Raw genomic sequence first — 24,101 nt, 5'->3', positions numbered from 1 at the left:
CGCCGAGCAGGCGGTCGTGGCTCGTCCGGATCTCCGGACGGGCCACGACCACCTGCTCGCCGTCGGCGGGCGACGGGTTGGCGGGTCAGCGGGTCAGCAGGTGCGTGCCTCCACCGCGATGTCGCGCGTCGACGCGGGGCCGCCGGTCTCGAGCGTTGCCGTGATCGTGGCCGTGGTGGCCGGGACCGACGTCGCGCGGACCGCGAAGGACTGGTACGCGTTCGCGCCCGGCGCCACCGCCGGGAACGTCCGCGTCCCGTACGGGGTCGTGAGCGTCACGTCGACCGGCACGTCCTCGCGGTTCGTGGCCCGGACCGCGACGTACGCCTTGCCCGCGAGGCAGCGCGCAGACGCCTCGACGTCGAGCGCGACCTCGGGCGCCGTGCCCGCGCCGACGAGCCGTGCGACGCCCCAGCGCGCCGTCCACTGGTAGCCCGCCCCGGACGGGTCCGCCCAGTTGCGGATCGCGGTGCGCGTGCCCTCGGACGCGTCGTTGACCTGGAGGTCGAGCCCGTGGAACGTGCCCTCTCCGCCCTGGTCGGCGAGGTCGACGGCGAGCTCGACGACGTACCCGTCGGCCGTGCGCGTCGTCGCGCTGGTGACGCGCGCCCGCTGCGCCGCCTCGTCGCCCGTGCCGAACGACACCGCGTTCTCGGCGCTCACGCGGATCTGGGTGTCCAGGTCACGGTAGGCGCCGTTCTTGGCGTTGCCCGCGTCGACGTAGACCTCGACCGAGTCCTGCACCCACGGGTCGGAGCCGCTCACGTCCACCACCGGGTCGGCGACCTCGGCGAGCACGTAGAGCGTCCGGTCGCGCCACAGGGTGCGGACGGTCGCGACCGCGCCGCCGCTCCCCTGGACCTCCTTCGCGGTCGTCACGGGCGCGTTCGCCTCCGCCCACACGGCGTCGATGTCGCCGTCGACCGCGGGCGCGGCCGACGCGTGCGCGACCTCGAGGTAGGACAGCTCCTCGAGCAGGCGCAGCGTGCCCGTCGCGCCGGGCGTGTTCCAGGCGGACGTCGCGCCGCCGTCGGTCGCGCGCACGTCGAGCGCGAGCGTGTCGCCCACGGCGGCGGCGTCGAGCGGGAGGTGCGCGACGACGTCGTACCCGCCCGCGCGCTCGGTCACCTCCGCGGCGGCCCCCGCGCTCGTCGTCCCGTCGCGCCCGACGACGTGCTCCGCGCCGGCGAGCGCGAACGTCACGGCGTCGGCCGCGTCGGCGGTCGCGTCGTCGACGCTCGCGAACGCGGTGAGGTGGTCCGGGGCCCAGCGGAGCTGGAACCCGACCTCTCCCCCGGCAGCCCCGCCCGGCGCGGCGAAGGTGTGCAGCGGGAGCCGCTGCCAGTCCGGGGCCGCGGCGGCGTCGCCGTCGAGCGGGACGTCCCCGGCGAACACGTCGGCCGTGCGCAGCAGGGCGGGCAGCTCGCCGTCGACCACGCCGTGGTACGCGGGCTTGGCCTTCAGGGCGTCGTCGAAGACGAGCGGCGCGCCGCTGTCGACGCGCCAGCTCCGGCCGTCGGTGAGGCCCCACACGGTGACGGAGTAGAGGTCGTCCGCGTGCGCGCGGAACGCCCGGAACGCGTCGCGGTAGTAGTAGCCCTGCTCGACGAGGCTCGCCTGCGTGACCGGGGTCCCGGTCGTCACGTCGAGCTCGGTGACGGCCTGCGTCACGGGCAGGTCGGCGAACCGCTCGATCGCGCCCTCGAGCGCGGAGACCGGCATCGCGAGGCTCACGTGGAACTGGTGGCCCACGCCGTCGACGGGCACGCCGCGCGCCAGGAGGCGCTCGACGAGCGCGTGGTAGCGGTCCTGCTTGCCGCCCTGCTCGGTGTTGTAGTCGTTGATGAACAGCGCGACCGGACGCTCCCCGCGCTCCTTCGCCGCCGGGTCGGCGTAGACGTCGTTGAACGCCTCGTCGGCGTACGCGAACGCGAGGTCGAGGTACTCCTCGCCGAGGATCCGGAACCACTCCGAGCGGCGCAGGCCGTCGGGGTTCTCCGCGCCGTCCGACACGACCTCGTTCACCACGTCGAACGCCGTGAGCGGGTTGTCGCCGCCGAACGGGCCGTAGGCGTCGGCGAGCGCCCCCGCGACGGAGAAGACATGGGTCCGCAGGCGGTGGCGCAGGACCTGACGGTCCGCCTCGGACGTCGTCAGGGGCGCGCCGTCGGCGCCCTCGAAGAACCAGTCCGGCGTCTGCGAGTGCCACACGAGCACGTGCCCGTAGACGCGCAGGTCGTGGGCGGCCGCGTAGTCCATGAGCGCGGTCGCCTCGGGGTGCGTCCGGAAGGTCCGGTCCTCGTCGTACCAGGCCTCGGGCTTCATGTGGTTCTCGGCGGTGATCTGGTCGAAGTGCCGCAGGAGCAGCTCGGACGACGCGCCCGAGGTCTCCCGGCTGTCGATCGCGACCCCGACCGGCACGTCGACGGTCTCCTTGATGCCCGTGAGGTCCTCGACCGCGGGCGGCGGCGGCACGCGCAGCACGACGTCGTCGACGAGCAGGTCGCTCGTGTTGTCGCCGTTGTAGTCCGTCTCCAGGTACAGCAGCGCCTCGTCCGCGGCGGCACCCGGGAACGTCGCGGTGATCTGCGTCCAGCCGGTGCTCGTGATCCCCGAGAGCTGTGCGAGGGTCGAGTACGACGTCGTCCCGTCGACCGTGCGCGCGATGCTGAGCCACACGTCGTCCGCGGGCTGGCCCTCGGCGAAGCGGACCCACGCGCGGAGCTCGTACGTCGTGCCGGCGGCGAGCAGCCCGGTCACGTCGTGCCCGATGCCGTCGCCCTGGCCGTCGCGACCGGAGACGACCGCGGCCTGCGCGCCGCCGTGGGCCACGTCCGTGAGGTCGAGCGACGGCGTCGTCGCGTCGCCCGCGCGCGGCACCCAGCCGCCGAGGCCGTCCTCGAAGCCGGTCTCCAGCAGGACCTCGCCCCCGCGCGGCGGCGTGCCGACGGGGAACGTGAAGTCCCAGCCGGCCGCGAGCCGCTCCGCGACGACCGTCTCGACCGCCGCGAGCGTGCCCGCGCGGTCGCCGCCGCCGTCGTGCGCGAGCACGACCTCGCCGGGCCTCATCGCGGCGCGCAGGTTCGCGGTGAGGGTCTCGACGTCCTGGGTCTCCCAGTCGGAGATCGTGTTGACGACCGCGAGCGGCTGCATGCCGAGCGCGACCGCGACCTCGGGGGTCGCGCCCCACGAGCCGTTCGGCGCGCGGAAGAACGGGACCGGGTACGCCGGGTCGCCGAGCGCGTCGCGCAGGATGCCGAGGTTCTCGACGAGGTCGGCGCGCACCTGGTCGGCCGACCACGTGCCCATGTCGGCGTAGCCCGTCGAGTGGTTGCACAGCACGTGGCCCTCGTCGACGATGCGGCGCAGGAGCTCGGCGCCGCCCGGCGCCTGGACGTTCTGGCCGATGACGCAGAACACCGCGTGCAGGTCGTGCTCGGCGAGGAAGTCCAGGAGCGCGGGCGTCGTGCCGGGGTTCGGACCGTCGTCGAACGTCAGGGCCGCGACGTCGCCGGACCCCTCGGCGAGGCGCACCGGCGTCGGGACGGGGTTCACCGCTCCCCCGGGCACGACGTCGCCCGGGTCGGTCGCGACGGTCGTCACGCGGACGTCGTCCAGCAGGAACGACGGGTGCGCGCCCGCGACCGGCGCGGCCTCGACGTAGAGCGTCGCCGCGGTGAGGCCCGCGGGCAGGGTGTACGTCCCCCCGATCTCCACCCACCCGTCGGCCGTCGTCGCGACGGCCCCGCCGACCCACGTGTACGCGTCTCCCGCCGCGCCGGTCTCCTGCACGGTGAAGTGGACGCCGGACGATCCGGTGGCGCCCGCCGGCAGCTTGACCCACGCCTCGACGTCGTACGCGACGCCCGGCTCGAGCAGCGCGAGCGCGTCCGTCGCGACGCCGTGCCAGTCCGCGGTCCGGCCCGTCACCGCGAGGCTCGACGACCCGCCGTGCGCCTCCGCGTCGGTCAGGGCGACGGTGACCGGCCCGCGCGCGGTCCACGGCGCCGTCGTCGCCGACTCGAAATCGTTCTCTAGAACGATATCGATATCGTTATCGACCTGGGCAGACGTCGACACGCCCATCGCGTCCATCCCCATCGCCGCGCTCGCTCCCCCGCTCGCCACGAGGGTGGCGAGCACCCCCGCCACGGCGGTCCTCCACGTGCGTCTCATCGTCGTCGCTCCCTTGCGATCGGCTGCACGGGGCACGTCGCCCCCGGGCGCACCGGCGCGCCCGGGCCACACCCTAGGGGCACCCACCAGGTTCAGACAATGGTTGAACTATTTCCCGCCACGGTAGCGGCAGACCCCGCCCCGGTCTGGGTGAGACCGGGGCGGGGCCGCGAGGTCACGACCTCCAGGTGTCCGACAGCGTCACGGAGCCGTCCTGTCCGACCGTCGCGGTGCGGTTGCCGCCGCTCTCCCAGACGACGTTCCCGCCGCCGTCGCGCTTGACGTACTTGTACTCGAACGTCGTACCGGCCGGGAGGTCGAGGGTCGCGGTCCAGACGGGGTAGCCCGCCGCCGAGAGCGCGACGCCGTTCGCGGGCGCCCATGACCCGAGCGCCGGGATGCTCCCGACGACGAGCACGTTCTGCCCCCAGGTCGTCGTCGCCGTGACGGAGAACGACGCGTCGCCCTGGCCCTCGACGGGGCCGGGCCCCTCGCCGTCGTCCTCGCACGGGTCGCCCGCCGTGACCGTCCCGCCCGAGACCGCGACGGCGGCGCCCGACAGGGAGTAGTCCTTGCCGCCGTTGTTGTCCCACGCGCCCGAGCCGTTCGTGAACGCCGCCGTGACGGTCGCGGCGGCACCGGTCGCGCCGTCCGGCAGGACGATCTCCTTCGCGACCCAGCCGGTGCAGGCCGCGGTCATCGCGACCCCGGGCACGGCGGTCCAGGCGCCCGTGCCGACGCGGTAGTGGACGTTGTACGCGTTCCAGCCCCTGTCGGTCGCGTAGTAGACGGTCGTCGTGCCGCTCGGGTCGACGGGACCCGGGCCGCCGGTGCCGCCGTCGTCCACGGCGCCGACGTGCAGCGCGAGCGCCCCGTACGCCGGGACCGTCGCGGTGAAGGTGCCGGAGCCGGAGACCGTGACCGTCTTGGCGCAGTCCTTCGACGCGACGACGTCGCAGTACGTGCCCGCCGGGAGCGACGTCTGGTAGGTGCGCGTGACCGCGTTCGCGGAGTTGTTGATCGTCACGTACCCCTTGCTGCCGCGACCGTACGCGACGTGGTTGTTCCCGTCGTCCCACCAGTTCGTCACCGCGGTCCCGGCGACGGCGTTGTGGAAGCCGACCATGCCCGCGATCTCGGTCCAGCGCTGCGTGCAGACCCAGGCGCTGTTCGAGCAGCTCGCGTCCGGCACGGACGTCGCGGACGCGCCCGGGGCGCCGGCGTCCTTGTCGTTCCACGTATAGCCCGAGTAGACGCTCGGCGCGCCGTACGGCCACGAGAGCATGAACGTGTTCGCGAGCTTGTACTTGGCGCCCCACCTGTAGTTCATGGTCTCGCCGTTGCGCTCGGTGTCGTGGTTGTCGACGAACACGCCGGCGCGGTCCGAGGGCAGCTTGTTGTCGCCGATGGTGCGCAGGTCCTTGATCTGGCCGTCGAACCGGGACTTGAGCTCGCGCGCGTAGTCGAACTCGTGCGAGTCGCCCGAGCCGAGGTACTCCGAGGGCTGGATGGGCTCGCCGCCCGCGCCGATGACCTCGTGCACCCAGAAGACGTCCGGGTTCGTGAGCCGCGCCTTGATCGCCGCGAGGTCCGCGGCCGGGATGTGCTTCGCGGCGTCGATCCGGAACCCGGCGACCCCGAGGGAGAGCAGGTCGTTGAGGTAGCCCGCGATCCGGCCGCGCACGTAGTCGGAGCCCGTCCGCAGGTCCTGGAGCGAGACGAGGCGGCAGTTCTGCACCACGTACCGGTCTCCGTACCGGTTGCCGATGTTCTCCTTGCAGTCGTTGAAGTCGTTCGGCCCGTAGAGCCCGGGGTAGTTCTCGACGCCGTACGACGAGCCCGCGACACCCGTCCCGCCGCCCTGGTCCGCACCCGCCATGTGGTTGAGGACGGCGTCGGCGATGACGCCGACGCCCGCGGCGCGGCAGGTGTCGACCATGTTCTCGAACTCCGCCCGAGTCCCGAGCTTCGAGTCGATCCGGTAGCTCACGGGCTGGTAGGAGGTCCACCACGCGGTGCCCTGGATCGTCTCCTGCGGCGGGGAGACCTGGACGTAGCCGAACCCGGCCGGGCCGATCGTGCTGGTGCACTCGGCGGCCACCGAGTCCCAGGTCCACTGGAAGAGGTTGAGGATCACGTCGCCCCGGCCGTTCGGGGAGTCGACGACGGGCGTGGGCACGGGCGGCGCGGCCGCGGCGGGCGCGGCGACCGGGACCGTGGCGGCGAGCGCCGTCCCGAGCGCGAGGGCCGCCGAGGCGACGGTGGCGACGAGGCGCCGCAGCCGACCGTCGCGTCGGTCGGCTCGCGCTCGGCCGCGGTCCGCGGCGGGGGGTGCGGCGGGAGTGGGTGCCGGCGGACCGGCGGGATCGGTGGTGCGCGTCATTGCTGCTCCTTCGAGGTGCTGCGACCGACGGCGCGCTCGGCCTCGAGCGCGGGAGGGCCACGCGGTGCTGACTGCGCCCCGGGGTGTCGGGCGCGTCCGGGACTCGGCGGCGTTGCAGAGAGTTTCCGGATGTTGCTGCAACCTTACAGAGCGCTCGGTGCTCTGTCACGACCTCGTACGCGGCCCGGTCGACACGCCCACGTCGAGCGAGGGCGCTCTCGGCCGAGTGACGCACGTCGGGGTGCATCCCTCGGCCGGGAGGCAGCGCGCACCGGCGGGACCTCGGGCCGCCCACGAGCCATGCACCGTGCGCCCGGACGGCATAGCGTCGAGCCGTACGCACACGGGAGGAGACGACGACATGGGGACCAAGCGCCGCTGGAAGGACCTGACCACGGGTCAGAAGATCGCCGTCGGAGTCGTGGGCGCGGCACAGGTCACGCTCACCGCCGCGGCGTACCGCGACCTGCTGCGCCGCCCGGCAGAGCAGGTCAACGGCACCAAGCTCGCGTGGGGGCTCGCGCTGCTCGTCAACTGGGTCGGCCCCATCGCCTACTTCCTCGACGGCCGGAAGAGCTGACCCCCGCTCAGCGGGCGGCCGACGACGTCCCGACCGTCGCCGCCGCGCTCACCTCGCCGACGATCACGGCGTCGATGAGCTGGCGCGCCCACTCGAGCACCTCGGCGCCGCGCAGCGGGCGGCCGCCGATGCGCGCCGTCGTCGGGTACGGGACGAGGAACGCGCGGATCGCGGGCTTGAGGAGCGTGCCCGGGTAGAGGCGCTTGAGCCGGAGCTGCGCGGACTCCGCGAGGTCCACGGGCGCGAACCGGATGAACTTGCCCTGCGCGGTGACGTCCGTGAGCCCCGCGCGGCGCGCGTGGTTGCGGAAGTCCGCGACGTCGAACAGCGCGGACGCGACGTCCGGCAGGGCGCCGTACCGGTCGACGAGCTCGGCCCGGACCTCGGCGAGCTCGGGCGCGTCGGTCGCCGCGGCGATCTTCTTGTACGCCTCGAGCCGCAGGCGCTCGGTCGCGATGTACGACTCGGGCAGGTGCGCGTCGACGGGGAGCTCGATGGAGATCTCGGGCTGCTCCTCCGGACCGTCGCCGCGGTAGTTCGCCACGGCCTCCCCCACCATCCGCACGTACAGGTCGAACCCGACGCCCGCGATGTGCCCGGACTGCTCGCCCCCGAGCAGGTTGCCCGCGCCGCGGATCTCGAGGTCCTTCATCGCGACCTGCATGCCCGCGCCGAGGTCGGTGTGGGCCGCGATCGTGGCGAGGCGGTCGTGCGCGGTCTCGGTGAGGGGCCGCTCGGGCGGGTACAGGAAGTACGCGTACGCGCGCTCGCGACCGCGGCCCACGCGTCCGCGGAGCTGGTGGAGCTGGGAGAGCCCGAGCATGTCCGCGCGCTCGAGGATGAGCGTGTTCGCGTTGGAGATGTCGAGGCCCGTCTCGATGATCGTCGTGCAGACGAGGACGTCGAGCTCCTTCTCCCAGAACGCGCGGATCACCTGGTCGAGCTGGTGCTCGTTCATCTTGCCGTGCGCGACGCCCACGCGGGCCTCGGGGACGAGCTCGCGCAGCCGCGCCGCGGTGCGCTCGATCGTCTCGACCTTGTTGTGCACGTAGAACACCTGGCCCTCGCGCAGGAGCTCGCGGCGCAGCGCCGCGGCGATCTGCTTCTCCTCGTACGCCCCGACGTACGTGAGGACGGGGTGGCGCTCCTCCGGCGGGGTCGCGAGCGTCGACATCTCGCGGATGCCGGTGACGGCCATCTCGAGCGTGCGCGGGATCGGGGTCGCGGACATGGCGAGCACGTCGACGTTGGTCCGCAGCTGCTTGAGCGTCTCCTTGTGCTCGACGCCGAACCGCTGCTCCTCGTCGATGATGACCAGACCCAGGTCCTTGAACCGCACGCTGCCCGTGATGAGGCGGTGGGTGCCGATGACGACGTCCACCGTCCCCTTGGCCAGCCCGTCCACGACCTCCTCGGACTCCTTGGGGGTCTGGAAGCGCGACAGCGCCTTGACCGTCACCGGGAAGCCCGCGTACCGCTCGGAGAACGTCTCGAGGTGCTGCTGCACGAGCAGCGTCGTGGGCACGAGCACCGCGACCTGCTTGCCGTCCTGGACCGCCTTGAACGCCGCGCGGATCGCGATCTCCGTCTTGCCGTAGCCGACGTCGCCGCACACGAGCCGGTCCATGGGGACCGTCTTCTCCATGTCCGCCTTGACCTCGTCGATCGTCGCGAGCTGGTCCGGCGTCTCGACGTACGCGAACGCGTCCTCCAGCTCGCGCTGCCACGGCGTGTCCGGGCCGAACGCGTGGCCCTGCGTCGCCATGCGCGCCGAGTACAGGCGGATGAGCTCGCCCGCGATCTCCTTGACGTGCTTGCGCGCCCGGGTCTTCGTCTTGGCCCAGTCGGCCCCGCCCATCTTGTTGAGGCTCGGCGACTCGCCGCCCGTGTACTTGGTGACCTGGTCGAGCTGGTCCATGGGCACGAACAGCCGGTCGCCCGGCTGGCCGCGCTTGCTCGACGCGTACTCGATGACGAGGTACTCGCGCGTCGCGGCGTTGCCGCCCGTGCCGAGCGTGCGCTGCACGAGCTCGACGAACCGCCCCACGCCGTGCTGCTCGTGCACGACGAAGTCGCCCGCCTGGAGCTGGAGCGGGTCGACGACGTTGCGGCGCCGGCTCGGCATCTTGCGCATGTCGCGCGTGCTCGTCCCCGCGCGGCCCGTGAGGTCGGCCTCGGAGAAGACGGCGAGCCGCAGCTCGGGCGCGACGAAGCCCTTGCCGACCATCGCCGGGGTGACGAGGACGATGCCGCCCTCGGGCTCGTCGGCGAGCCGCGGCACGAGGCGCGCGGGCGTGTCCGCCGCGCCGAGCTGCTCGACCATGCGCTTGGCGGGCCCGTGGCCCTCCGTCGTGAGCACGAGCCGCCAGCCGGCGTGCTGCAGACCGCGCACGTCGTCGAGCGCGCGCGCCACGTCGCCGCGGTAGGACTCGACGTCGCGCGCGCCGAGCGTGAAGGTCGGGACGCCGTCCGCGCTCTCGCCCACGTGCGCGGCGGTCGTGCCCGACGCCGCGCCCGCTCCGGCCGCGTCCGGCGCACCGGCGTCGGACGCCGCGTCCAGGTCCGGGTTGTCGAGCGCGAACGACGACAGCGTCCACCAGCCCAGGCCGCGACGCTGCGCGACCGCTCGGACCTCGGCGAACGTCTCGAACGACGCCGCGGACAGGTCGACCGGCGCCTTGCCGCCCGCGACGGCACCGGTCCAGGCGGCGGCGAGGAACTCTTCCGTCGTCGCGACGAGGTCGTGGGCGCGGCGGCGCACGCGCTCGGCGTCGTCGACGACGAGCAGCGCGTCGTCGGGCACGAGCTCCAGCACCGGGACCATGCGGTCCACGAGCACCGGCGCGAGCGACTCCATGCCCTCGACCGCGACGCCCGCGGCCAGCCTGTCGAGCATCTCCGTGGCGCCCGGCAGGTCCTCGACGAGCGCCGCGGCCCGCGACCGCACCGACTCGGTGAGCAGGATCTCGCGGCACGGCGGCGCCCACAGCCCGTGCTCGGCGATCTCGAGGCTGCGCTGGTCCGCGACGGCGAACCAGCGGATCTCCGAGACCTCGTCGCCCCAGAACTCGACGCGCAGCGGGTGGTCCTCGGTGGGCGGGAACACGTCGAGGATGCCGCCGCGCACCGCGAACTCGCCGCGGCGCTCGACCATGTCGACGCGCGTGTACGCGGCCGCGACGAGCCGCTCCGCGACGTCGGTCAGGTCGGCCGTCGACCCGGCGTGCAGCTCGACCGGCTCGAGCTCGCCCAGCCCGTCCACGACCGGCTGGAGGAGCGCGCGCACCGGCATGACGAGCACGCGGACCGGGCCCGACGGTCCGACCTCCGGGTCCGGGTGCGCGAGGCGGCGGAACACGGCGATGCGCTTGGCGACGGTGTCCGCACGCGGGCTCAGGCGCTCGTGCGGCAGCGTCTCCCAGCTCGGCAGGACCGCGACGACGTCCGCCAGCTCGTCGGGCAGGTAGGCGCGCACGCTCGCCGCGAGCTCGTCCGCGTCGCGCCCCGTCGCCGTCACGACCACGAGGGGACGCGAGCCCGTCGCCCACGCGTCGCCCGAGGCCGCGCGCTCGTCGCCGCCGGTCACCCCGTCGGCCGGCCCGGTCGCCCGCGCCCCCGCCATCGCGGCGAGCAGCGGCGGGCGCGCGCCGGCCGGGCCGACCACGTCCGCCTCGCCACGGGCGCGCACGTGCTCGACCGCCGCCGTCGCGGCGGGGTCGGCGAGCAGCGCGGGCAGGATGCCGGTGAGGTTCATGCGGTGGGGTCCCTCCGAGGACGGTGGTCGGTGGCGTCGGCGGCCGCACGAGGCGGGCCCGGGTCGAGGACGGTGCCGGGGCTGGTTGAGGACACGACGGGGCAGCACGAACGGCCCGGACCGAGGCTCACCGGGTGGCGAGCGGGTCCGGGCTGGAGCCGTGCGAGACGACGGCTCCCAGCGTACGCCCCGGCGCCCACACGTCGACCGAGGGCAGCCGACCGGCAGCCGACCCTCGGACGTCCGGCAGGCGACCGGGGACGCGACGTTTTCACCCGGCGCGATCCGCCCACGACCGGTGACAGGGTCCCCGCCGCTCCGTCATGCTCGGGGCGTGTCCACCTCGGGGGCGCCGGACCCCGTGCCGCCCCGGCCTCGCTCGTCCGCGCTCCTCGTGCTGCTCGCGCTGGTCGTCGCGGTCTTCGTCGCGCTCTGGGCCGCCTCGCACCTCACCGTGGCCGGGCAGCAGGCCGACGCCGGGGCGTTCCGGACCCTCGCGCCCCTGCACGACGCCGGGCGCGACCTCGCCGGGGCGCTGCGCCGAGGCCTCCCGGTGGCGTGCGCGGCCGTCGTCGCCGTCCTGGGCGTGGTCGCGCTCGTGCGCCGCGCGTGGCGCGACCTCCTCGCCGCGGTCCTGGTCGTGCTGGGGACGGTCGGGATCGCGCTCGGGCTCCGCGAGGTCCTCGTGCGGCCCGACCTCGGGGAGCACGGCTACGCCTACCAGACCTTCCCGAGCGGTCACGTCGCCGTGGTCGGCGGCCTGTGCGTCGCGATCTGGCTCCTGTGGCCGTGGCCGACGTCCCGCGCCGTCGCGGGCTGGGCCGGGCTCGTGGTCACCGCGGTCGCCGCCCTCGCGTCCGTCGTGACGTACGCGCACCGGCCGAGCGACGTCGTCGGCTCGCTGCTCGTCGCCGCCGCCGTCACCGTCGCCGTCGTGTGGCTGCTCGACGTCCCGCGAGGAGCGGGCACGGCGAGCGCGCGCCCCGGAGGCCCTCCCGTCCTGCCCGACGGGACGACCGGCTCGCCCCGCGTCAGCGACCCCTCGGCGTGACGTCGGCGAGCCCCGCGTAGAGGTCCTCGTACCGGTCCACGACCCGCTCCCAGGTGAAGTCCTCGACCCGTCGGCGCCCGGCAGCCCCGATCCGCCCCGCGCGCTCCGGGTCGTCGAGCAGGCCGAGCACGGCCGCCGCGAGCGCCTGCGTGTCCTGGGGGTCCACGAGCACGCCGTCGACGCCGTCGGTGACGATCTCCGGGGGCCCGCCCCGCACGGTCGCCACGAGCGGCCGGCCCGAGCGCCACGCCTCCAGGACCACGAGCGGGGCGGCGTCCGCGCGGCTCGGCACGACGACCACGTCCGCCTCCGCGAGCCGGGCCGCCACCTCGGCGGGGTCGAGCCGCCCGGGGAGCTCGACGCGGTCCGCGAGCCCCGCCGTCGCGACCCGGCGGCGCAGCGCGCCCGCCTCGCTCCCGTCGCCCACGACGACGAGCCGCGCGCGGTCGCGCAGCGCGGAGGACGCGAAGGCGTCCACGAGCAGGTCGAACCCCTTGACGTGCTCGATCCGCCCCACCGCGACGACCACGGGCTCGCGCACCGCGTCCGACCGAGCGGGCTCCCCCGCGGCGACGTCCCGCGGACCGTGATCGACCAGGTCGTACCCGGCCAGGTCGACGCCGTTCGGGACGACCACGGCGTCGGGCGCCCCGAAGCGGACCAGGTCGTCCGCGACGACGCGCGAGCACCCCGTCACCGCGCCCGCGACGTCGATCGAGCGCTCCAACGCCGCCCGCAGCAGCCGCGAGTGCTCGAACACGGCGTGGTCGTCCGCGAACGTCTCCCCGTGGGAGCTGACGACGAGCGGGGTGCGCGTGAGCGTGCGCAGGCCGAGGGCGTACGCGCCGTTGGGGCCGAAGCACTGCACGTGCAGCACGTCGGGCCGGAACGCGCGGAAGGCCCGGCCCCACGCGAGCGCCGCCCGCGGCGCGGCGAGGGCGAACCGGGCGACGTCGCCCGGCCGGCTCGAGGGCTGCGGGGTCGGCAGGTAGCGCACGAGGACGCCGTCGACGCGGCGCGTGCCGAGGCGCTCGCCCCGGTCGACGGTCCAGACCTCCACCGCGGTCCCCCGCGCCGCGAGCACGCGGGCGACGTGACGCACGTGCGACTCGACGCCCCCGGTGTGCGGGTCGAACGAGCTCGCGACCAGCGCCACCCGACGACGCCCTGCCATGCGTCCCTCACCCTCTCGCGGGACGGCCCGCGCCCGGTCCACGATCACCCGCTCATCACCCGCTCCCGCAGGTCCGGCGGGGCGTCCGCGCCACTAGAGTGGGCCACTCTACCGACCGCTCCGGTCGTCCCGACCGTGCCGCACCCGCCGCGCACCACGCCCCGAGGGGGACCCGCCCGATGCCGCAGCTCGTCGTCGCGACCGTCGCGGTCGAGGTGCCCATGGGCGCCCAGGTGTACCAGGAGGAGGTCGCGGCGCGCGCGGCGGGGGCGCTCGCGGAGGGGGGCGCCGGAGCCAGCGCCTGGTCCGTCGACCGCGCCGTCTTCCGCTCGCTCCGCTCCCCGCTGCCCGGCACCCACCGGCTCCCCCTCGGTCGCCTCGGCTCCGCGGCTCCGGCCGTGCGCCGGGCCGTCGGCCGTGCGGTCTACCCGCGGGGCGCCGTCGTGCACCGCGTGGGGCTCGACCTGCCGCCGCACCCGACGCGGGACGTCGTCGCCGTGCAGGACGTCGTGTCGTGGCGCTACGACGACGAGTCCGCACCGGTCCGCGCCGCGGCCGAGGAGGTCCGCCGCGCGGCGGCCGTCGTGTGCGTGTCGGAGTTCAGCGCGGACGAGGCCGCGGAGGTCCTCGGGCTCGCCGAGCGCCCCGCGGTCGCGTACAACGGGGTCGACCCGGTGTACTTCTCGGCCGAGCCGCTGCCCCGCGCGCGCCTCGCGGAGCTGGGGGTGGACGGCCCGTACGTCCTGCACGCGGGCGGCGCGTCGCGCCGCAAGAACCTGGAGGAGCTCGCGGTCGCGTGGGGACGGGTCCGCTCCGCGCGACCGGACCTCACGCTCGTCATGAGCGGTCCGCCGCACCCGCGCCGCACCGGGCTGTTCGCGGAGCTGCCCGGCACCCGGCTCGTCGGGCGCCTGCCGGGCGGGCTCATGCCGGGCCTCGTCGCGGGGGCCGCGGCCGTCGTCGTGCCGTCGCGCTACGAGGGCTTCGGGCTCCCCGCCCTGGAGGCCATGGCCGCGGGCGTGCCGGTGGTCGCGGCGCGCACCAGCTCGCTGCCCGAGGTCGTGGGCGACGGCGGCGTGCTCGCCGAGCCGGACGGCGCGAGCCTCGCGGAGGCGCTGCTGTGGGTGACGACGCGTGACGCCGAGGTCGAGGCGCTCGTCGGGCGCGGGCGCGAGCGCGCCGCCACGTTCACGTGGGAGCGCAGCGCCGCGCAGCACGCCGCGATCTGGCGCGCGGTCGCCGCGCGCGGCTGACCGGGCCCGCCCCCCGGTGACGACGGTCACCCGGCCGGCTCCCACGCCTGGACCGCGCTGATCGCCGCGATCCACTCGCTCTCCGTCGCGAGCGGGACGAAGTCGGGGTGCAGCCCGCCGACGATCCCCGTGTAGTTCGCGGCCAGGACGGGCACGTCGCGCTCGGTCGTCATCGGGAGCGTCACGCGCACGGCCGTGACCTCGACGGGCTCGAACGAGAAGAGCGCGACGCGGTCGAGGAACTGGTCGGTCTGCCGCGCCACGTCCTGCCAGCCGCCGTCGGGCGTCCGCACGGAGACCGTGTAGTCGCGCAGCCCCGACGTGCAGCAGCGGATGCCGGCCGTCGCGACGGCGACGCGGTCGATCGTGCGGGGCCCGTCCGTCGTGACCTCGACGCCGGGCGCCTCGTCGACGGAGCCGTCGGCCAGTCGGCCCGACCGCCACGGCTCGCGCACGGCGAACGTGCCGGACGTGACGACGTCGGGGTCGCTCGCGTCCTCGTGCGTCGACGTCGCGGTCACCGGCCGGCCCTCGAGCACGTCGTCGCCGAACGCCTCGACGGGGGCCACCTCCAGCGCCGTCCCCGCGGGGGCGACGAGCAGGACGGGTGCGCCGTTCACGGGGACCTCGACGCCGCCCGGCGGGACCTCCAGGCCGCGCTGGGCGCCGTACCCGTCCCGCGCGGTCACGGTGACCGCACCGCCCGGCGCGGTGAGCCGCACGGTGGTCGACAGGTCCTCGCTCCACAGCGCGAGCAGCTCCGCACCCGCGACCTCCCCGGCCCCGGGCGCGCGCACGGCGTGGACGCCGGGCGTCCCCGTCTCGACCGCCTCGGGCGGCCCGAACCCGTCGAGGAACGCCGCGCTCGCCGCGAAGGCGGCGCCGGCCGGCTTCACGTACTGCCCGTACTGGAGGAGCGACCACGAGTTCCCGGCCTCGCCGAACCCGCCCTCGGAGAAGAAGTACGTCCACTCGTCGACGCCCTCCACCCCGTACCAGAGGAGCTTGCGCACGACGTCGGACCCGCCCGCCCAGAAGTTCGCGACGCCGTCCGACCACCAGCCGCTCTCGGTATCCCACACGGGGACGTCGCCGCACGGCCCGATCGCCTCGCGCAGCCGGTCCAGCTCGGCACCGTCCGCGGAGAACCCCTCCTCCTCCCACGACCGGTTGAACCCGGTGTAGGGGTGGATCCCCACGACGTCGAGCGAGTCGCAGCCGCCCGCCGCGACCAGGTCGGCCCACCACGCGGGCTCGATCCCGAGCGTGTTGCCGCCCACCACGACGACGTCGGCCGACGCGTCGCGAGCGCCCGCCGCGAACGGCGCGCCGACCTCCTCCTCGTACGCGGCCGCGTCCTCGTAGCCCGTGTTGTTCGGCTCGTTCCACGGCTGCCAGTAGCGGTTCTGCGGTGCGTGCTCGTGGACCGCGGCGACGATCTCGCGCGTCCATCCCTCCCACGTCCCGGCCTCGACCGCGGCCTGCTCCGCCTCGCCGCCCGAGCCGAGCTGGAGCGTGAGGATCACGCCCGTCTCCTCGGCGAGCTCGGCGGCGGCCGCGAGCTCGGTGAACGGGTCGACGTCGGCGGGCTCCTCGCCCTCCTCCTCGTCGGGCTCGAAGGCCGCGTTCGGCAGCGAGTCCCAGACGAGCGCGGCGGCGTCCGGCTCGGCGGTCGGGTCGGGCACGATCGCCCCGAAGTCGAGCTGCGTGCGGTGGCTGCCCACCCCGAGCTGGTCCGCGAGCTGCACGCCCCGCAGCGGTCCGGCGCCGCCCCAGTCCGCGCCGTCCGCGAGCGCCGCCGGGTCCAGGCCGCTGCCCGCCGCGGCCACGGTGTAGCGCAGGCACGTCCCCGAGACCGCCTCGCCCGTCGCGGCGTCGACGAGCGCGGCGTCGACCTCGTACACGCCCGGGCGGGTCGGCGGCAGGTCGAGCGGGAGCTCTCCGCCCTCCGCGGGGAGGTCCACCACGGTCTCCTCGCCGACCACCGGGTCCCACACGCGCGGGTCCCCGCGCACCTGGTAGCGCAGGCGGTACGTCCCGGCGGAGGCGGCCCAGGCGTCGTCGAACGCGGCGACCACGCGCGGCGCGGTCCCGTCGGGGAAGACGCCGTACGGCACGTCCACGAGCAGCCCGGCGCCGAGCCCGAGGCCGCCGAACAGCTCCTCGTTCGCCGCGTTGTACTTCACCGGGGCGCCGAGCTGGTACGCCATCCGGTCGGCCGAGATCTCGGTGAGCGCGAACCCGCCGTCGTCGCCGTGCGTGAGGACGTAGTACGGCGCGTCGCCCGCGGTGCCGTCGCGCAGCACCGGCGTGCTCTCCCACAGCGCGAACGGCTGCTCGAGGTCCTTGTGCGTGTCCGGCCACACGCCGCGGAACACGCCGTCGCTCCCCCACCACCGGAACCCGAGGTTCTCGTCGGCGACGACGAGGCCGTCGCCCTCGGGTCCGGACGAGGGGCCGGTGGTCGCGCCCGTCGTGTCGTCGAGCCAGGGCACGCGCGGGACGCCGAACGGCCGCCCGCGCTCCCACGAGGCACCGAGGTGGAGGGACCCCTCGTCGCCCTCCGGCCCCACGGCGCGCAGGTCGAGCGTGCGGCGCTCGTCGTCGCGCACGTCGGTCTGCACCAGGGCCGCGCCGTCCGGGAGCTGGGCGAGGACGGCGCCCTCGAACGGGATCTCCGCGAGGAGGTCGCCGTCGCCCGACACCTCGTGCAGGACCTCGCCCGCCTCCTGCACCCCGACGACGGTCCGGCCGCCGTCCGTCCAGCGCACGGTCCCGTACAGGTCGAGGAGGTCGCCTGCCGTGTGCTCGCCCTCGGGGATCGTCGTCGACCAGGTCGTGGTCCCGTCGGGCGCGACCTTGAGCAGGTCGCGGCGGTGCATGAGCGTGTCGAGGAGGTAGACGCTCCCGTCGGCGTCGACCTCGAAGGAGTCCGTGCGGAACGTCTCGCTCGCGCCGTCCCAGTCGAGCTCCACCGGCGTCGTCGCCTCCGCGTCCCCCGTCGCGAGGTCGTAGCGCGTCACCGTGTACGTCGCCTCGCGGTCCCACTCGAGCACGTACGCCGCGCCGTCGAGCACGCGGAACGTGACGAGCTCGCCGTCGTCGAGCGTGACGACGTCGTCGACGACCGTGCGGATCCCGTCCAGCTCGTCGGTGTCGACGCCGTCGTCGGTCACCTGCTCGAGGCGGGGGAACCCGCACAGGGGCAGCGCGCCCGTCTGCGTCACGGGTGCCGTCCCGGGGACCGGGGACGCGGTGAACGGCTGCGCGCCCGACGTGCTCCCCGTCCCGGTGCCGCCGATCAGGACGGCGGCGACCACGCCCAGGACCGCGGCGACGACCCCGCCGACGACCGTGGGGTCCGCGCCGCCCCGAGCCCCCGTGCCGTCCTCGTCCGAAGCCATCTCGCCGCCCTTGCCGTCGTCGGGCCCGGCACAGGTGCCGCTCCCGCGATCGTAGGTCGGCCCGGCCCCAGCACCGAGGGCCTGGCGGTACTTTCACCCGCGTTCGTCCGGTTCTGGGCTCGATTCACCCGATCGACCCGGCCTCGGGCCCCGGCGGGACGACTATCTTTCAGGTGTGCAGGCGACCACGGAACCCGCGATCCGCGTCGCCGGGCTGGGCAAGACCTACCGGCTCGGCGCGTTCGGCGAGCGACCGTCCACCGCCGCGGCCGCCGCCATCCAGTGGGTGCGGTCCACCGGCAAGCAGAAGTACACGTTGTTCGACGCGCTCGACGACGTCTCCTTCGAGGTCCCGCAGGGCGAGGCGCTCGGGATCGTCGGGCGCAACGGCGCCGGCAAGTCGACGCTGCTCAAGATCCTCACGCGCGTCACGGCGCCCACGCGCGGGCGCATCGAGCTCACCGGGCGCGTCGGGTCGCTCCTCGAGGTCGGCACGGGGTTCCACCCCGAGCTCACCGGCAAGGAGAACATCTTCCTCAACGGCGCGATCCTCGGCATGACGCGCAAGGAGATCACCCGGCGCTACGACGAGATCGTCGCGTTCTCCGGCATCGAGAAGTTCCTCGCGACCCCGGTCAAGCGCTACTCGTCCGGCATGTACGTGCGGCTCGCGTTCTCCGTCGCGGCCCACCTCGACACCGAGATCCTCGCGATCGACGAGGTGCTCGCCGTCGGCGACGCCGAGTTCCAGCGCCGCTCGATCCAGAAGATGCGCGAGGCCGCCCAGGGCGGTCGCACCGTGCTCTACGTGAGCCACCAGCTCCAGACGGTCCAGGCCCTGTGCACGTCCGCGGTCCTCCTCGACCGCGGGACCCTGACGTACTCCGGGACGGTCGAGGGCACGCTCCAGGCGTACCGCGACAGCTTCGAGAGCTTCGCGGCGGCGCAGTCCGACCCCAAGAAGCGCCCCGGGAACGGCAAGGTTCGGCTCTCCTCGGTCCGCATGGAGGACGAGTTCGTCAAGTCGTCCCAGGACATCGTCGTCGACTTCGAGGCGCCCGCGAGCAAGAAGCTCGTCGGCACCTACTTCGTCTCGATGCACATCAACAACGACCAGGGGACCGTCATCGCGCAGTGCGACTCGCGCCTCGTCGGGAAGTGGTTCGACCCGGAGCAGCCTCAGAAGGGCCGCCTCGTGGTCCGCGACCTGTGGCTCAAGCCGGGCCAGTACACGGTCGACGTCTACGCGTGCCAGGCCGGTGTGCTCGACGCCTGGGAGGGCGCGTGGCGCTTCGAGGTGCTGCCCGACCTTCCGTACCCGGAGTTCACGGAGGCGTCCAGCACCGAGAAGGGCATGGTCTTCGTGAACTTCGAGTACGAGGGGGCCTGACGTGGAGCAGACCGTGCAGCGCACCGTCATCACGCCGCCAGGGCGCCTCAACCTGCCGTCCTGGCGCGAGCTGTGGAACGCGCGCGAGGTCGCCGTCCGGCTCGCGCTGCGCGACGTCATCGTGCGGTACCGCCAGACGATCTTCGGCATCACGTGGGTCATCGCCCAACCCCTGGTCAGCGCCGGCATCTTCACCATCGTCTTCGGGGAGATCGCGGGGCTGTCGACCGGCAACGTCCCGACCTTCCTCTTCACGCTCGCGGGCATGCTCGCGTGGAACCTGTTCAACGGCGCCCTCGGTCGCGCGTCCGGCTCGATGGTCGGCAACCAGTCCCTCGTGCAGAAGGTCTTCTTCCCGCGGCTCCTGGTCCCGATCTCGAGCCTCGCCTCCGTCGTGCTCGACTTCCTCGTCGCGCTCGCGCTCGCGGTCGTCCTGCTCTTCGTCTACGGGATCAACCCCGGCTGGGCGGTCCTTCTCCTACCCGTGTGGGTGCTGCTCATCCTGCTGATCGGGACGGGGCTCGGCCTCGCTGCGGCGGCGTACATGGTCAAGTACCGCGACGTCGGGTACGTGCTGCCCTGGCTCGTCCAGATCCTCCTCTACGCGAGCCCGGTCGCCTACGCGCTGTCCTCCGTCCCAGAGAACCTGCGCTGGCTCTTCGACCTCAACCCGGTGACGTGGTTCCTCGAGGGCTTCCGCTGGTCCCTGCTGGGCACCGACTTCCCGCCCACGTGGCAGGTCGTGGCGCTGGTGGTCGCCGCCCCCCTGATCTTCCTCGCCGGGACGCTCGTGTTCCAGAAGAACGAGCGCGAGTTCGCGGACTTCATCTGATGCGCGTCTCCGCGTACGTCCTCCTCGCCGACCCGAGCTTCCTGCGCGCGAGCCTGCTCGCGTACTACCACCTCGTCGACCGGGTCGTGCTGTCCTACGACGAGACGAGCACGTCGTGGACGGGCACGCCGCTGCCGGTCGACGAGTGCCTCGCGATCGTCGAGGAGATCGACACGGACGGGAAGTGCGTGCACGTCCCCGGGAGCTTCGCCCGGCTCGACGAGCACCCCCTCGACAACGACACGTACCAGCGTCAGGCGGCCCTCGACGCGGCGTCGGAGGGTGCCGACTGGGTGCTCCAGCTCGACACGGACGAGGTCATGCTGGACCCGGCCACGTTCCGCGCGTCCCTCGACGCCGCCGAGCGGGCAGGGGCGGGCGGGCTCCACTACCCCGCACGCTGGCTCTACTCGCGCGTCGCGCCGGGTCGATACCTGGAGTCGAGCACGCGTCTCGGCCGGCCCGCGGCGTCGTACCCCGGGCCGCTGGCGGTGCGTGCCGGCACGACCCTCGCGCACGCCCGCCAGGCCGACGTGCCGCTCTACCGCGTCGACCTGCGACCCTGGAACACGGACCCGAGCCACCCGCACGACACTGTCGTCCACGAGGTCGTCCGCCCCGACCAAGCCGTGCTCCACTTCTCCTGGGTCCGCCGCCCGGAGGCCATGCGGCAGAAGTTCGGGTGGTCGGGCCACACGGCCCACTACTCGCGCCCGGGTGTCTACGAGTCGTGGGTCGCGCGGTCGCGGCGCCCACGCCGCACCGTGCTGACGTCGCCCCTGCGCCGCGAGGACTGGTTCCGCCTCGTGACCGTCCCCGAGCCGCCGGGAGGCGCGCCGTGAGCCCGACCGTGAGCGTCGTCGTCGTGACGTACGGCCGCCCCGAGAGCGTGCGCGAGTGCCTCGAGCACCTGAAGCGGCTCGACACCCCGCCGCTCGAGGTGGTGGTCGTCGACTCGACCCCCGCGGACACGACGCGACGGCTCGTCCGCGAGCAGTTCCCCGACGTGCGGCTCCTGCACAGCACGCTCGGGCGCGGCACGACGCCCGAGTCGCGGCAGATGGGCTTCGCCGTCGCCCGCGGCGACGTCGTGGCCTTCGTCGACGACGACGCCTACGCGTCGCCCGACTGGCTCGACGAGCTCGTCGCACCCTACGCAGACCCCGACGTCGTCGCCGTCGGAGGGCGCGCGGACAACGGCATCCCCGGCGAGGAGCACGAAGGGCTCGACCGTATCGGCCGGCTGCTCCCCGACGGCCGCCTCACCGGGAGCTTCGCCGCCGACCCCGGTCGCGTCGTCGAGGTCGACCACCTGCTCGGGGCGAACATGTCGTTCCGCCGCAGCGCCCTGGCGGCCATCGGCGGCATCCGCGGCAACTACCCGGGCACGTGCCTGTGCGAGGAGTCGGACATCTCGCTGCGGCTGCGTGCGACCGGCGGCCGGCTGCTCTACACGCCGCGGGCCGTCGTGCGGCACATGGCCGCGCCGTACGGGATCGGCGGCAAGCGCTTCGACCGGCGCTACCTGTACTACGCCCGCCGCAACCACCTCGTCATGCTCGTGCGGAACTTCGGGTGGCGGGACCCGATCGTGCGCCGGTACGCCCGCACGACCCTCCGCGACCAGCGCGACTACCTGCGCACGACGGCGCGGCGCCTCGGGCCGACCAAGTCGGACGGGACGCGCCGGTCCCTGCGCAAGCGGGTCACGGCCCCGGTCGTCCTCACGCGGGCGGTGGCCGAGCTGGTCGGCCTGGTCGCCGGCGTCCCCGCGGCGGTGCGCGCGACGCGGCAGGACCGCGCGGACGGGCTCGCGACGCCATGACGCCGGGGGCGGGCAGGCCGCTCGTCCACGCGATCACGCCGGGCGACCACTTCTCCCCGCGGACGGGCAGCGCCGTCCCGACCGTGGTCGACGGGCTCTCCCGGCACCGCCCCGAGGGCAGCCCGCGGCCGACGGTCCTCGTCGCGCGCGGGACCTACCCGGACCGCTACACGAGCGCCGACGTCGTCGAGTACGCGCCGAGGCGATCCCGTCGGACCGACCGCTACCTCGACTCGGCGCTCGCGCGCGTCGGCGCACCCCGGGTCGCCGCACGCCGCGCGTTCGCCACCGTCGTCGGCGGCCAGGACGAGTGGCCGCCGTCGTTCGTGCTCGCCCACAACGCCCCGGCCCTGGTGCCGCTGGTCGACGCGCGGCACGTTCCCGTGCTCTACGCGCACAACCAGGTGCTGCGCACGTACACCGCCCGCGACGCGGGCCGGACGCTCGCGAACGCCCCGGTGGTGTGCGTGAGCGACTTCCTCGCGGAGCAGGTCCGGGCGCGGCTCCCCCGGGAGCTCGGCGACCGGGTCCGCACGGTCCGCAACGGGGTGGACCCGACGCTCCTCGACGTCGTGCGCGCGGACGCCGCCGAGGACGGCCTGCACGTCGTGTACGTCGGTCGGGTCATCCCGGACAAGGGCGTGCACGTGCTCCTGGAGGCGGTGGGCGCGCTCGACCGCGACGACGTCCGCGTGACCGTCGTCGGACGTCCGGGCTTCGACGCCCGGGACCCGTTGACGCCTTACGAGCAGGAGCTCCGCCGGACCGCGGCCGACCTGCGGTCCCCGGTCCGGTTCGCGTCGTTCCTCGCACGCGACGCGCTGCCCGCCGTCCTCGCGACCGCCTCGGTCGTCGTGGTCCCCTCCATCTGGCCCGAGCCGTTCGGGCTCACCGCGCTGGAGGGCATGGCGGCCGGCGCCGCCGTCGTCGCGTCCGACGTCGGGGGGCTGCCGGAGGCCGTCGGGGACGGCGGCCTCCTGGTCCCAACGGGCGACGTCGACCGGCTCGCCGAGGCTCTGGACGGCCTGCGCGACGCGCGGACGCTCGAGCAGGCTCAGACGAGGGCGCGGGCGACTGCGCGGACACGAACCTGGGCGGCGGCAGCGGCCCGTCTCGACGAGGTGCTGGAGGCGTACCGATGACGGTCACCGTGCGGATCGTCGCGCTCGACGACCTCTCACCCACGGACGTCGAGGGCTGGTCCGACCTCGCGTCCCGCGCGGCCGAGCCCAACGCGTTCCTCGACCCGGGCTGGCTCCTGCCCGCGACGCGCTGGTTCCCTGCGGCGCGCGACCTGCGCGTGCTCCTCGCCGAGGACGCCGACCGGGTCCGCATGGTCCTGCCGCTCGGCCTGGAGCGGGGGTTCCACCGGCTCCCGGTGTCGTACGCCACGACGGCGACGCCGTACCTGGCCCGGAACGCCTCCGTCTGCGCCCCGCTCGTGGAGCGCGACGACACCCGCGGGACGTTCGAGGCGGTGCTCGACGCCGTCGGCCGCCGCCGCAGCGGCCTCCCCGGGCTGCTCGAGCTGACGTTGTTCCCGGACGGCCCCCTCCTGGCCGCGCTCCTCGACGTCGCTGCGGACCGTCGGCTCCCGGTCCTCGAGCGCTACCGGCTGGAGCGCGCGTGCCTCCGGGTCCCCGGCGAGGACCCCGTCGCGCACCTCAGCAAGCGCCGGCGTCGGCACGTCCGGCAGGACGCGGCCGCGCTGGCCGAGCGCCTCGGCGGTGAGCTCACGGTCGTGGACAACGGGGGTGACCCGGCCGCGACCGAACGCCTGCTGGACCTCGAGGCGTCCGGGTGGAAGGGCGACCGGTCGCGCAAGGGCGCCGCGCAGCGCAACAAGCCGGACCAGCTCGGCTGGTTCCAGGAGGCGACCGACGAGATGCGACGGCGCGGGCGGCTGCACGTCTTCGAGCTCGTGGGCGGCGGGACCACGGTCTACGCGAGCGCGGTGATCCGTTCCGGCACCGGGCTCTTCGGCTACCTCGACGCCTACGACGAGACCCACGCGGACCTGGGGCCGGGCGTGATCGGCCGGGTCATGACGCAGGAGCTCGTCGCCGCGCGCGGCGACGTCTCCCTCTTCGACCCGTGCATCCACCCCAAGTTCACCGTCCCGTCGACCCTGTATCCCGGACGCCGGGACCTCGTCGGGCTCATGGTCGCCGCCCGCGGACCCGTCGCACGCGCCTGCGTCGGGACGGCGCCCACGGTCTCGTCCGCGCTGCGGCGCCTGCGGCGTCCTCGTCCCGCGGCGTACGACGTTGCGGGCTCGC

Annotated in this window: 14 protein-coding genes; 9 read left to right on the top strand and 5 right to left on the bottom strand. The window is 74.6% G+C overall.

The window, feature by feature from the left end; genetic code table 11:
- Positions 1-93: 93 nt before the first annotated feature.
- Together ABWU78_RS15895 and ABWU78_RS15890 are read right to left on the bottom strand one after the other, a co-directional pair.
- The gene (locus ABWU78_RS15895; RefSeq protein ID WP_439158920.1) at positions 94-4,176 is read right to left on the bottom strand and encodes an endo-1,4-beta-xylanase; all 4,083 of its coding nucleotides are present in this window, start codon (positions 4,174-4,176) and stop codon (positions 94-96) included.
- 175 nt (positions 4,177-4,351) lie between these two features.
- Positions 4,352-6,559 (bottom strand): carbohydrate-binding module family 20 domain-containing protein, encoded by a 2,208-nt coding sequence (locus ABWU78_RS15890; RefSeq protein WP_439158919.1) that lies wholly within the window; start codon positions 6,557-6,559, stop codon positions 4,352-4,354.
- Positions 6,560-6,920: 361 nt separating this feature from the next.
- Between ABWU78_RS15890 and ABWU78_RS15885 the strand changes: the two genes are divergently transcribed.
- On the top strand, positions 6,921-7,139 hold the full coding sequence (locus ABWU78_RS15885) for a PLD nuclease N-terminal domain-containing protein (RefSeq protein ID WP_141390373.1): 219 nt from the start codon (positions 6,921-6,923) through the stop codon (positions 7,137-7,139).
- A gap of 7 nt (positions 7,140-7,146) precedes the next feature.
- Here the strand turns inward: ABWU78_RS15885 and mfd are convergent, their stop codons facing one another.
- Positions 7,147-10,893, bottom strand: coding sequence for a transcription-repair coupling factor (gene mfd, locus ABWU78_RS15880; protein WP_439158918.1), 3,747 nt, complete (start codon positions 10,891-10,893; stop codon positions 7,147-7,149).
- A gap of 334 nt (positions 10,894-11,227) precedes the next feature.
- Between mfd and ABWU78_RS15875 the strand changes: the two genes are divergently transcribed.
- A complete protein-coding gene (locus ABWU78_RS15875; protein ID WP_353708604.1) occupies positions 11,228-11,944 on the top strand; it encodes a phosphatase PAP2 family protein in 717 nt (238 codons plus the stop codon).
- Here the strand turns inward: ABWU78_RS15875 and ABWU78_RS15870 are convergent.
- Positions 11,925-13,118 (bottom strand): glycosyltransferase family 4 protein, encoded by a 1,194-nt coding sequence (locus tag ABWU78_RS15870; RefSeq protein WP_353708603.1) that lies wholly within the window; start codon positions 13,116-13,118, stop codon positions 11,925-11,927. The genes ABWU78_RS15875 and ABWU78_RS15870 overlap by 20 nt on opposite strands.
- Before the next feature lie 179 nt (positions 13,119-13,297).
- Here ABWU78_RS15870 and ABWU78_RS15865 point away from each other — a divergent pair, with 179 nt between their 5' ends.
- Positions 13,298-14,371 carry a glycosyltransferase family 4 protein gene (locus ABWU78_RS15865; RefSeq protein WP_253052942.1) on the top strand — a complete coding sequence of 358 codons (1,074 nt, stop codon included), beginning with the start codon at positions 13,298-13,300 and terminating at the stop codon, positions 14,369-14,371.
- Positions 14,372-14,397: 26 nt separating this feature from the next.
- Here ABWU78_RS15865 and ABWU78_RS15860 read toward each other — a convergent pair whose 3' ends face one another.
- Complete coding sequence (locus ABWU78_RS15860; protein ID WP_353708602.1) at positions 14,398-17,775, bottom strand: hypothetical protein; 3,378 nt, start codon at positions 17,773-17,775, stop codon at positions 14,398-14,400.
- 175 nt (positions 17,776-17,950) lie between these two features.
- Here ABWU78_RS15860 and ABWU78_RS15855 point away from each other — a divergent pair, with 175 nt between their 5' ends.
- The 6 genes from ABWU78_RS15855 to ABWU78_RS15830 all read left to right on the top strand — a co-directional run.
- Positions 17,951-19,165, top strand: coding sequence for an ABC transporter ATP-binding protein (locus tag ABWU78_RS15855; RefSeq protein WP_353708601.1), 1,215 nt, complete (start codon positions 17,951-17,953; stop codon positions 19,163-19,165).
- 1 nt (position 19,166) lies between these two features.
- Positions 19,167-19,997, top strand: coding sequence for an ABC transporter permease (locus tag ABWU78_RS15850; protein ID WP_353708600.1), 831 nt, complete (start codon positions 19,167-19,169; stop codon positions 19,995-19,997).
- Positions 19,997-20,839 carry a hypothetical protein gene (locus ABWU78_RS15845; RefSeq protein ID WP_439158917.1) on the top strand — a complete coding sequence of 281 codons (843 nt, stop codon included), beginning with the start codon at positions 19,997-19,999 and terminating at the stop codon, positions 20,837-20,839. The genes ABWU78_RS15850 and ABWU78_RS15845 overlap by 1 nt, the downstream gene beginning before the upstream one ends.
- Entirely contained in the window at positions 20,836-21,822 is a 987-nt protein-coding gene (locus ABWU78_RS15840; protein ID WP_439158916.1) for a glycosyltransferase family 2 protein, read from the top strand. Before ABWU78_RS15845 ends, ABWU78_RS15840 begins: the two co-directional genes overlap by 4 nt.
- Entirely contained in the window at positions 21,819-22,964 is a 1,146-nt protein-coding gene (locus tag ABWU78_RS15835) for a glycosyltransferase family 4 protein (protein ID WP_439158915.1), read from the top strand. Before ABWU78_RS15840 ends, ABWU78_RS15835 begins: the two co-directional genes overlap by 4 nt.
- Positions 22,961-24,101: GNAT family N-acetyltransferase (locus ABWU78_RS15830; RefSeq protein WP_439158914.1), on the top strand; the 1,141-nt coding region annotated here is incomplete at its 3' end. The genes ABWU78_RS15835 and ABWU78_RS15830, both read left to right, overlap by 4 nt.

The sequence above is a fragment of the Cellulosimicrobium sp. CpK407 genome, from assembly GCF_051844275.1.
Classification (GTDB): Bacteria; Actinomycetota; Actinomycetes; order Actinomycetales; family Cellulomonadaceae; genus Cellulosimicrobium; species Cellulosimicrobium cellulans_G.
Note: the sequence above shows the minus strand (reverse complement) of the source record. Positions and strands in the feature narration are given on the sequence as shown.

Coding starts and splice junctions, on each gene's coding strand:
- ABWU78_RS15895 (WP_439158920.1), bottom strand. CDS start 4,176: ATGAGACGCACGTGGAGGACCGCCGTGGCGGGGGTGCTCGCCACCCTC.
- ABWU78_RS15890 (WP_439158919.1), bottom strand. CDS start 6,559: ATGACGCGCACCACCGATCCCGCCGGTCCGCCGGCACCCACTCCCGCC.
- ABWU78_RS15885 (WP_141390373.1), top strand. CDS start 6,921: ATGGGGACCAAGCGCCGCTGGAAGGACCTGACCACGGGTCAGAAGATC.
- mfd (WP_439158918.1), bottom strand. CDS start 10,893: ATGAACCTCACCGGCATCCTGCCCGCGCTGCTCGCCGACCCCGCCGCG.
- ABWU78_RS15870 (WP_353708603.1), bottom strand. CDS start 13,118: ATGGCAGGGCGTCGTCGGGTGGCGCTGGTCGCGAGCTCGTTCGACCCG.
- ABWU78_RS15865 (WP_253052942.1), top strand. CDS start 13,298: ATGCCGCAGCTCGTCGTCGCGACCGTCGCGGTCGAGGTGCCCATGGGC.
- ABWU78_RS15860 (WP_353708602.1), bottom strand. CDS start 17,775: ATGGCTTCGGACGAGGACGGCACGGGGGCTCGGGGCGGCGCGGACCCC.
- ABWU78_RS15845 (WP_439158917.1), top strand. CDS start 19,997: ATGCGCGTCTCCGCGTACGTCCTCCTCGCCGACCCGAGCTTCCTGCGC.
- ABWU78_RS15835 (WP_439158915.1), top strand. CDS start 21,819: ATGACGCCGGGGGCGGGCAGGCCGCTCGTCCACGCGATCACGCCGGGC.